We start from the raw sequence: 8,286 nt of genomic DNA on the forward strand, positions 1-8,286 counted from the left end.
GTGTCACGGATCACCTTCCGTGACACGGACCGGTGCGCGGAGTACGACGAGGCCGCCGTGCCCGGTGTTTCCGCGGGCTCGACGGGGCCTACGAAGGCACCGGCGGCGGAGGGCCGCGGCGAAGGTTTCCGGGGTTTCCCGCCGGATTCTTGTTATCGTCCCGCCCTCACCCCATTCTCCCGAGTGTGGGAAGTGACAGCACCGGACCCCGGAAGAGTGAGCACAGCATGGGCAAGGATCACCCGACGGTCTTGATCGCGGCGGCGCAGGGCGGCGACCAGCAGGCCAAGGACCAGCTCGTCTCGGCGTACCTGCCGCTGCTGTACAACGTCGTCGGACGTGCGCTGGACGGTCATGCGGACGTGGACGACGTGGTGCAGGAGACGGTGCTGCGGATGCTCCGGGGCCTGCCCGAGCTGCGCGACCCGGAGCGTTTCCGTTCCTGGCTGGTCGCGATAGCCATGAACGAGATACGCACGCACTGGCGCGAGAAGCAGTCGGGTGCGATACCGGCGGACCGGCTGGACGCCGCGTACGACCTGCCGGATCCCCGCGCGGACTTCGTCGAGGTGACGATCCTGGAACTCGGCCTGACCGGGCAGCGGCGGCAGGTGGCGGAGGCGACGCGCTGGCTGGACGAGGACGATCGCGCGCTGTTGTCGCTGTGGTGGCTGGAGACCGCCGGGCATCTGTCCCGGGCCGAGGTCGCCGCCGCTCTCGAACTCTCCCCGCAGCACGCCGCCGTACGGGTGCAGCGGATGAAGGCCCAGCTGGAGGCGGCGAGGGTCGTGGTGGGCGCACTGGCGGCGGAGCCGCCGTGCGTGCTGCTGGAGGACATCACGGCCGGCTGGGACGGTGTCCCCTCCGCCCTGTGGCGCAAGCGGCTCGCCCGTCACGCCCGCGAGTGCACGGTGTGCTCCGGTCACGGCTCGGGTCTGGTGCCCGCCGAGGGGCTACTGGTGGGCCTCGCGCTCGTTCCGGTAGCCGCGGCGGCGGGGGCGGGGGCCGCTCCCGAGCTGCTCGCCACGGCGGCGCACCTCCAGGCGCCCGCTCCGGGCACCGACAGCGCCGGGGCGGGGCGCGCCGAGCGCAGACGGGTGCAGGCCCGGCGGCGGCGTCGTAACTCGGCCGTCGCCGCCGTGGTCGCGGTCGCGGCTCTGGGCACGGGCGGTGCGGCGGTGCACCTCTACACCGACGGCGAAGAGCGGGACGCGACGACCGTCACGGCCGACGCTCCGGCCCCCCGTACGGAGGTGCCCACGTCGTCCACCCCGACGTCCTCCCCCTCCCCCTCGGCGTCCAAGTCGCCCAGCGCCTCGGAGTCCCCGAGCCCCTCGCGCAAGCCGAAGCCCAAGCCGAAGCCGAAGAAGATCACGACGCCGCCGCCCGCGCCCAGCTCCGCCGCTCCGGCTCCGAAGCCGGACCCGCCCGCTCCCGCGCCGCCCGCCCCGGCGGGGATGGCCGAGCAGGTCGCCCAGCTGGTCAACGCCGAGCGTTCCAAGGAGGGCTGCGGTTCGGTGTCCGTCAACGGCCTGCTCAACACGGCGGCGCAGCGGCACTCCGCCGACATGGCGGCCCAGGACTACTTCTCCCACACGTCGCAGGACGGCAGGGATCCGGGCGACCGGATCACCGCCGCCGGATACCGGTGGTCCACGTACGGCGAGAACATCGCCAAGGGCCAGCGGACGCCGGCCGACGTGATGCAGTCCTGGATGGACAGCCCGGGGCACCGGGCGAACATTCTCAACTGCTCGTTCAAGGAGATCGGCATGGGGAAGCTGGATTCCGGCGGCGGTCCGGTGTGGACGCAGGTGTTCGGAGCCCGCTGAAGCCGCGCGGCACACGCGACGAACGCGGTGCACGCGACGCACGCCTACGATGCGGTCATGATCGCTGAACTGGAGTGCGTGGTCCTGGACTGCCCGGATCCGAGGGAACTGGCCGCCTTCTACGCGTCGTTACTGGGAGGGGAGGTCGACCGCCCCGACCGGCGGTGGGAGTGCGACGCGGAGTGGTCGACGCTGCACACGCCCGGTGGGCTCGTCCTCGCCTTTCAGCGCGTGGTCGGCCACCGACCGCCTCGCTGGCCCGGCCAGGACCCGCCCCAGCAGTTCCACCTGGACTTCGGCGTCTCCGACCAGGAACGGGCGCACGAGGAGGTCCTGGAGCGCGGGGCGTCCCTGCTCGACGCCGGGGACGGGGGGCGGAGCTGGCGCGTGTACGCCGATCCCGCGGGGCACCCCTTCTGCCTGGTACGGCACTGATCGTTCCTGCTCCGCTCCCGCGCTTCAGGCTCGGACCACGGGCTCGGACCACGGGCTCGTCCGGTGCGGCCGGGTGACCCGGCCGCACCGGAGCACGCCTGAGCGCGCCGGGATCAGCGCAGGACCAGCGTCAGCGCAGTGCCGAGGTAGGTCGCAGCGCCCACCGCGCCGACCGAGAGGGCAACGCAGCGGGCCCGGAGCCGAGCGTAGCGCCCGGTGTACTCCTCGCGCAGTTCGTCAGCGCGGTCGCGGATGCGGGTGAGCGACTCCCGGGCAGCGGCGACGCGTTCGGCGATGAACACCCGCTCGACGTCCTCGCGCTGCGCCGAGGTCAACCAGGGCAGCTGGTCGGTGAAGCGGCGTGCCTGCCGTCGCGCCCGTTCGACCTCGGCGTTCCACAGCAGGAAGCCCTCCAGTTGCGCCAGGCCCCTGGCGCTGTCCTTGTCGGGTTTCACCTGATCCTCCTCTCCGTCGCACCGTCAGGTCCGGGGCCCAAGTCACTGCTCGTGCCGGTCCCCCGGGGCGACGATCACAGAGTTGTCGGGACGGTTGGTGGCTTCCTCCAGGGAGCGGATCGCCGGGTGGTGCAGGTCGAACGCCGGGGATTCGGAACGGATCCGCGGCAGGGTGACGAAGTTGTGCCGCGGCGGCGGGCAGGAAGTCGCCCACTCCAGCGAACGGCCGTAGCCCCACGGGTCGTCGACCTCGATCTTCTTGCCGTATCTGGCGGTCTTCCAGACGTTGTAGAAGAACGGCAGGAGCGACAGGCCGAGCAGAAACGAGGAGATCGTCGAGATCGTGTTCAGCGCGGTGAAGCCGTCGGCGTCGAGATAGTCCGCATAACGACGTGGCATGCCCTCGGCGCCGAGCCAGTGCTGAACGAGGAACGTGCCGTGGAATCCGACGAAGAGCGTCCAGAACGTCATCTTCCCGAGCCGTTCGTCCAGCATTTTCCCGGTGAACTTCGGCCACCAGAAATGAAATCCGGCGAACATCGCGAACACCACCGTGCCGAACACCACGTAATGGAAGTGGGCGACGACGAAGTACGAGTCGGAGACATGGAAGTCCAGGGGCGGTGAGGCGAGGATGATCCCGGTCAGACCGCCGAACAGGAAGGTGACCAGGAACCCGACGGCCCACAGCATCGGGGTCTCCAGGGAGAGGGAGCCCTTCCACATCGTGCCGATCCAGTTGAAGAATTTGACCCCGGTCGGCACGGCGATGAGGAACGTCATGAACGAGAAGAACGGCAACAGCACACCGCCCGTGACGAACATATGGTGCGCCCATACCGTCGCGGACAGCCCCGCGATGGCGATGGTGGCCGCGATCAGTCCGATATAGCCGAAGACAGGTTTGCGGCTGAAGACCGGGAAGATCTCGGTGACGATACCGAAGAACGGCAGGGCGATGATGTAGACCTCGGGGTGGCCGAAGAACCAGAAGAGGTGCTGCCACAGCAGTGCGCCGCCGTTTGCCGCGTCGAAGACGTGGGCGCCGAATTTACGGTCGGCCTCCAGCGCCAGCAGGGCCGCGGCGAGGACCGGGAAGGCCAGCAGGACCAGAACACCGGTCAGCAGGACGTTCCACGTGAAGATCGGCATGCGGAACATCGTCATGCCGGGGGCGCGCATGCAGATGATCGTGGTGATGAAGTTGACCGAGCCGAGGATCGTGCCGAAACCGGAGAACGCCAGACCCATGATCCACATGTCGGCGCCGATACCGGGCGAGCGGACGGCGTCGTTGAGCGGGGAGTAGGCGAACCACCCGAAGTCGGCCGCACCCTGCGGGGTGAGGAAGCCGGCCACCGCGATGAGCGAGCCGAAGAGGTACAGCCAGTACGCGAACATGTTCAGCCGCGGGAACGCCACGTCGGGCGCGCCGATCTGCAGCGGCATGATCCAGTTCGCGAATCCGGCGAACAGCGGCGTCGCGAACATCAGCAGCATGATCGTGCCGTGCATCGTGAACGCCTGGTTGAACTGCTCGTTCGAGATCATCTGGATACCGGGACGGGCCAGCTCGGCCCGCATCACCAGGGCCAGGAGTCCCCCCACGCAGAAGAACGCGAAGGAGGTGACGAGGTAGAGCGTACCGATCGTCTTGTGGTCCGTCGTGGTCATCCACTTGATGACCACATTGCCGGGTTCCCTGCGCCGTACCGGCATTTCGTCCTGGTCGGCGGTATCGGTCTCCACCGGTTGCGAGATGCCCCTCGTCGTCACTACGACGCTCCTTCGGTCGACGGCCCGTGTGGACTCGGCGACCAGAATGGACCCGCGGCGATCGGTGCGGTGGGACATCCTTCCCCGTCCGGGGCGAGCGGCCGACAAGGACACTCAAATGGCCTACGGCGAACGCTCCGCCCTCGGCCCGCGCAATCGAAAGCGCATGTCAACGCCCGGGAGCCGATCGGATATTCCCTCGGGGAGACCGGAATATGGTCTCTGGAAGCGGAGTTGGTGAAGCGACAGAACCACTTCCCTCCGCTCACCTTCGCTTCTCTCCACTCCTCCCCACTCGTCCTCCCCACTCGTTCTCCCCCCTCGGCAGACTTCGAAAGGTCGGATCCATGAAAATCGGCATCATCGGCGCGGGCAACATCGGCGGCAACCTGACGCGGCGTCTGACCGCCCTCGGTCACGAGGTCGCGGTCGCCAACTCCCGCGGCCCCCATACGCTCACCGCTCTCGCCGAAGAGACCGGGGCGAAGCCGGTGACCGCGTCGGACGCCGCGAAGGGCGCCGAGGTGGTCGTGGTCACCGTGCCGCTCAAGGCCGTGCCCGACCTGCCCGCCGGCCTTCTCGACGGCGCGGCGGAGGGCGCCGCGGTCATCGACACGGGCAACTACTACCCGCAGCAGCGCGACGGCCGCATCGCCGCCATCGAGGACGGCCTGCCCGAGAGCCGGTGGACGGAGCAGCAGATCGGCCACCCCGTGATCAAGGCGTTCAACGGCACGTACGCCCAGGACATCCTGGACCGGGGCCGCCCGCAGGGCGTCGGGGGCCGGCAGGCGCTCCCGGTGGCCGGCGACGACCCGCGGGCGAAGCAGGTAGTGCGCGACCTCATCGACGAACTGGGCTTCGACACGGTCGACAGCGGCGGCCTGGACGACTCGTGGCGCCAGCAGCCCGGCACGCCGGTGTACGGCAGCCGGGGCGATGTCGACGACATCGCGAAGGCGCTCGCGGAGGCGTCGCCGGAGCGCACGGCGGAGTGGCGCGCCTGACAGCGGGCGTCCTTCTGGGAGGAACGACCGGCGAAGACTCCGGCCGGGCGGGAAACGGGGGTACCCGCCCGGCCGGATCGTTGGCCGCCCCAAAACCACTCCGTCACATCGTCGGTCGCTCTTCGACCACGCATGTCACATCGTCGGCAGCCCTCCGACCAGCCCGTCAGTTCATCGGCTGTCCTCAGAGCACTCCCATCACGGTGATCCGCACCGAGACCTCGGGCTCCTCGGGCAGCGCAGCGAGGACCGCCGCCCGTACGGCCCGGGTCACGTCGAGCGCCCGGTGACCGCGGCGCAGCACGAGCCGGATGTCCAGGCGCCAGCCGCCGCCCTCGTCCCGGCCGACCCGCACGCCGGGCGTCCGATTCCCGGCGAACGGGGCGCGTCGCTGGGTGGGGTCGGTGATGCGGGTGCGCAGCAGGTCCGCGACGCCGGGGCGCAGGAAGGCGACGCCCGGCACGCCGCGAGCGGCCTCGGCCGCCGCCCCGGCCGACCGGTCCCGGCTTGTGTCCGCGGTCATCGCGCTGCTCCCGTCCCGTGTCCGTCGGCCCGGCCGTCCGCGTGATCGCCGGTGACCGTGCCCGTGCCGTCGTTCCTATCGCCGTGTCCCCCGTTGCCGGAGGCCTCGTAGAAGACGTCGAGGATGTCGACGACGAGGACGTCCGTGGTGGCGAGGCGGATGCCGATGTCCCGGTCGGCGACCTCGGCGATCCGTGCGCGCACGGCGTCGGCCAGGTCCCGCATGGGCACGCCGAGACTCGCCGCGACCTCGACCCGGACGTGCAGCTCCCCGGTGGGATCCTCATGGTCGAGGGGGGCGACGCGGCAGCTCCCGGCCCGCACCCCGGGCAGCCTGTCGACCGCCGCCCGCAGCATTCGCGCGACTGCGGCCTCGACCATCCAGTGGTCCTCCTCCGGTTCCCCGAGCGGCAGGGGGCGGCCCGGGCGCAGTTCGAGCCGTACGAGGTCCATCACGCGGGCTGTCACGGCCGTGGCGTCCGGTGGGCCGGGTTCCTGCGCACAGGAGCGGCGCACCGCGTCGCCGAGGCCCTTGAGGTCGGCCAGGGCTGCCGAGCAGTGGGGGCAGTCGGCGAAGTGGGGGTCGTCCGACGAACGGCCGGTGTCCCAGACGTCCCAGACGTCGGTGAGCAGTCGCCCGCAGTCGAGCCGCTCGTCCTCCTCCTCGTACCGGTTGTCCTCCGGCCGGTCCGGATTGGCGCTCATCGCCATGCGCTCATCGCCTCCGTCAGGGAGCGGCGGGCACGGAAGACCCGGCCGCGGACCGCCTGCAGACTGATTCCGACCGTTTCCGCGATGCTCTCGTACGACAGTCCCTGCATCTCGCGCAGCACCCAGCACACGCGCTGTTCGGGTGAGAGGGCCGCCATCGCCTCTGCCAGCGCGTCGGCGGCGGCCCGCGACTCCGCCGCCCGGGCGGGGGACGCCTGGTGCTCTGGGGCGGCCTGCTCGGGCACCGAGTCGAGGTCCGCCGCCGGTCTGCGGGCTCTGAGCCGGTTGAGGCACCGGTTGGTGACGATGCGGTAGAGCCAGGTGTGGAAGGAGGCGTCACGGCGGAACTCGGGGAGTTTGCGCCAGGCGCTCACGAAGGCGTCCTGCACGGCGTCCTCGGCGTCCGCCCGGTCCCCGAGGACGCGCGTCGCCAGCTGCAGCATCGTGGGACCGTGCCTGCGCACCAGCGCTTCGAAGGCATCCTCATCCCCCTCCCCGGCCCGCACGACCAACAGCGCCTCGTCGGACGGCACGGCGTCCGGCACACGCTCCGTCAGCTGATTCCCGTCACCGGGCACGGACCAACTCCTTCCCCGCTCGTTTCCACGACGCTCGCTCCCGCTTCTTCTCTGCGTCCTCATGACCGCTTCTCGTGGTTGGACACAGCGCCGGGCCGAACGTCACGCACCCGCGGGAGAAATTTCCGCGAACCCGCGTGACGAATCGACGGACAGCGTGTCCAACGAGATGTCAGGCAGAACGAGCCGAGCGACATGCGAGGAGTTTCCATGACCACCACCCAGGCAGCAGGAGCCGTTCCCGCCGCGGGCACCCCTTCGGGCACGGGCGGGCCGAAGCAGAGCGGCTCCACGGGCGGGACGACCACGCTCGGCAGCGGGGCCACCGGTGCGGCCGAGCCCGCGGCGACGCGGGGGCGCACCTCCATCGCGGACACCGTCGTCGTGAAGATCGCGGGGATGGCTGCCCGGGAGATCCCCGGCGTCCACGACATGGGCGGCGGCCTTTCCCGCACCCTCGGTGCGGTCCGCGACCGGGTGCCGGGCGGGCGTCCGAACATCGGGCGGGGCGTCAAGGTCGAGGTGGGCGAGCGCCAGACCGCCATGGACCTCGATCTCGTCGTCGAGTACGGGGTCGCGATCACCGATGTGGCGCGCGATGTCCGGGAGAACGTCATCGCGGCGGTGGAGCGCACCACGGGTCTTGAGGTCGTCGAAGTCAATGTGACGGTGAACGACGTGCATCTGCCCGAGGACGACGACGAGGCCGCCCCGGCCGAGACCCGCGTGGCGTGACGGCGTGACACGGCGCATGGACGAATCGGGCCCGGCGGGCGGTGCGCCCGGCCGGGGCGTGGTCGGGGCTGCGGCGGGCATGGCGCTCGGATTCGCGGGCTGGTTCGGCGGGTTCGGGGCGTTCCTCGTGGTCGCGTCGCTCGGCGCGGTGGGCTGGTTCGCCGGGCACCTCGTGGACCGGGGGACCAGCTTGCGCGAGTTCCTGGACGCGGTGGCGGGGCGGCGGCCATGACGG

The 8,286-nt window shown here is 70.7% G+C and carries 10 protein-coding genes; 5 read left to right on the plus strand and 5 right to left on the minus strand.

From position 1 onward, the window contains the following. Nucleotides 1-227 precede the first annotated feature (227 nt). Nucleotides 228-1,832 (plus strand): sigma-70 family RNA polymerase sigma factor, encoded by a 1,605-nt coding sequence (locus tag ACFWM7_RS31135; protein WP_383266977.1) that lies wholly within the window; start codon nt 228-230, stop codon nt 1,830-1,832. A gap of 57 nt (nt 1,833-1,889) precedes the next feature. Next, on the plus strand, nt 1,890-2,267 hold the full coding sequence (locus ACFWM7_RS31140; protein WP_383266979.1) for a VOC family protein: 378 nt from the start codon (nt 1,890-1,892) through the stop codon (nt 2,265-2,267). A gap of 113 nt (nt 2,268-2,380) precedes the next feature. On the opposite strand, the gene ACFWM7_RS31145 is transcribed toward ACFWM7_RS31140, so the two are convergent. Both ACFWM7_RS31145 and ctaD read right to left on the minus strand, forming a co-directional pair. Continuing rightward, on the minus strand, nt 2,381-2,722 hold the full coding sequence (locus ACFWM7_RS31145; RefSeq protein WP_383266981.1) for a hypothetical protein: 342 nt from the start codon (nt 2,720-2,722) through the stop codon (nt 2,381-2,383). Nucleotides 2,723-2,764: 42 nt separating this feature from the next. Further along, complete coding sequence (ctaD, locus tag ACFWM7_RS31150) at nt 2,765-4,441, minus strand: cytochrome c oxidase subunit I (RefSeq protein ID WP_383266992.1); 1,677 nt, start codon at nt 4,439-4,441, stop codon at nt 2,765-2,767. A 272-nt stretch (nt 4,442-4,713) separates the two neighbouring features. On the opposite strand from ctaD, the gene ACFWM7_RS31155 reads away from it, so the two are divergent. Continuing rightward, complete coding sequence (locus ACFWM7_RS31155) at nt 4,714-5,505, plus strand: NADPH-dependent F420 reductase (protein WP_383266983.1); 792 nt, start codon at nt 4,714-4,716, stop codon at nt 5,503-5,505. 184 nt (nt 5,506-5,689) lie between these two features. Here ACFWM7_RS31155 and ACFWM7_RS31160 read toward each other — a convergent pair whose 3' ends face one another. Genes ACFWM7_RS31160 through ACFWM7_RS31170 form a run of 3 tightly spaced genes read right to left on the minus strand, consistent with a single transcriptional unit; the run spans nt 5,690 to nt 7,316 of the window. Beyond that, nucleotides 5,690-6,028, minus strand: a complete 339-nt coding sequence (locus ACFWM7_RS31160; protein ID WP_383266985.1) for an Asp23/Gls24 family envelope stress response protein — start codon at nt 6,026-6,028, stop codon at nt 5,690-5,692. After that, a complete protein-coding gene (locus ACFWM7_RS31165) occupies nt 6,025-6,738 on the minus strand; it encodes a hypothetical protein (RefSeq protein WP_383266987.1) in 714 nt (237 codons plus the stop codon). The genes ACFWM7_RS31160 and ACFWM7_RS31165 overlap by 4 nt, the downstream gene beginning before the upstream one ends. Then, nucleotides 6,729-7,316: an RNA polymerase sigma factor gene (locus ACFWM7_RS31170; protein WP_383266988.1), complete on the minus strand. Its 588-nt coding sequence runs from the start codon at nt 7,314-7,316 to the stop codon at nt 6,729-6,731. Before ACFWM7_RS31170 ends, ACFWM7_RS31165 begins: the two co-directional genes overlap by 10 nt. Before the next feature lie 210 nt (nt 7,317-7,526). Between ACFWM7_RS31170 and ACFWM7_RS31175 the strand changes: the two genes are divergently transcribed. Both ACFWM7_RS31175 and ACFWM7_RS31180 read left to right on the plus strand, forming a co-directional pair. Then, nucleotides 7,527-8,051 carry an Asp23/Gls24 family envelope stress response protein gene (locus ACFWM7_RS31175; RefSeq protein ID WP_383266990.1) on the plus strand — a complete coding sequence of 175 codons (525 nt, stop codon included), beginning with the start codon at nt 7,527-7,529 and terminating at the stop codon, nt 8,049-8,051. 16 nt (nt 8,052-8,067) lie between these two features. Next, nucleotides 8,068-8,283 carry a hypothetical protein gene (locus ACFWM7_RS31180; protein WP_205081396.1) on the plus strand — a complete coding sequence of 72 codons (216 nt, stop codon included), beginning with the start codon at nt 8,068-8,070 and terminating at the stop codon, nt 8,281-8,283. Nucleotides 8,284-8,286 lie beyond the last annotated feature (3 nt).

The sequence above is a fragment of the Streptomyces sp. NPDC058375 genome, assembly GCF_042723425.1.
GTDB classification, from domain to species: domain Bacteria; phylum Actinomycetota; class Actinomycetes; order Streptomycetales; family Streptomycetaceae; genus Streptomyces; species Streptomyces durocortorensis.

Excerpts from the sequence above, each read along its gene's own strand:
- ctaD (WP_383266992.1), bottom strand. The coding sequence starts at position 4,441 with ATGCCGGTACGGCGCAGGGAACCCGGCAATGTGGTCATCAAGTGGATG.
- ACFWM7_RS31175 (WP_383266990.1), top strand. The coding sequence starts at position 7,527 with ATGACCACCACCCAGGCAGCAGGAGCCGTTCCCGCCGCGGGCACCCCT.
- ACFWM7_RS31165 (WP_383266987.1), bottom strand. The coding sequence starts at position 6,738 with ATGGCGATGAGCGCCAATCCGGACCGGCCGGAGGACAACCGGTACGAG.
- ACFWM7_RS31135 (WP_383266977.1), top strand. The coding sequence starts at position 228 with ATGGGCAAGGATCACCCGACGGTCTTGATCGCGGCGGCGCAGGGCGGC.
- ACFWM7_RS31155 (WP_383266983.1), top strand. The coding sequence starts at position 4,714 with ATGGTCTCTGGAAGCGGAGTTGGTGAAGCGACAGAACCACTTCCCTCC.
- ACFWM7_RS31140 (WP_383266979.1), top strand. The coding sequence starts at position 1,890 with ATGATCGCTGAACTGGAGTGCGTGGTCCTGGACTGCCCGGATCCGAGG.
- ACFWM7_RS31180 (WP_205081396.1), top strand. The coding sequence starts at position 8,068 with ATGGACGAATCGGGCCCGGCGGGCGGTGCGCCCGGCCGGGGCGTGGTC.
- ACFWM7_RS31160 (WP_383266985.1), bottom strand. The coding sequence starts at position 6,028 with ATGACCGCGGACACAAGCCGGGACCGGTCGGCCGGGGCGGCGGCCGAG.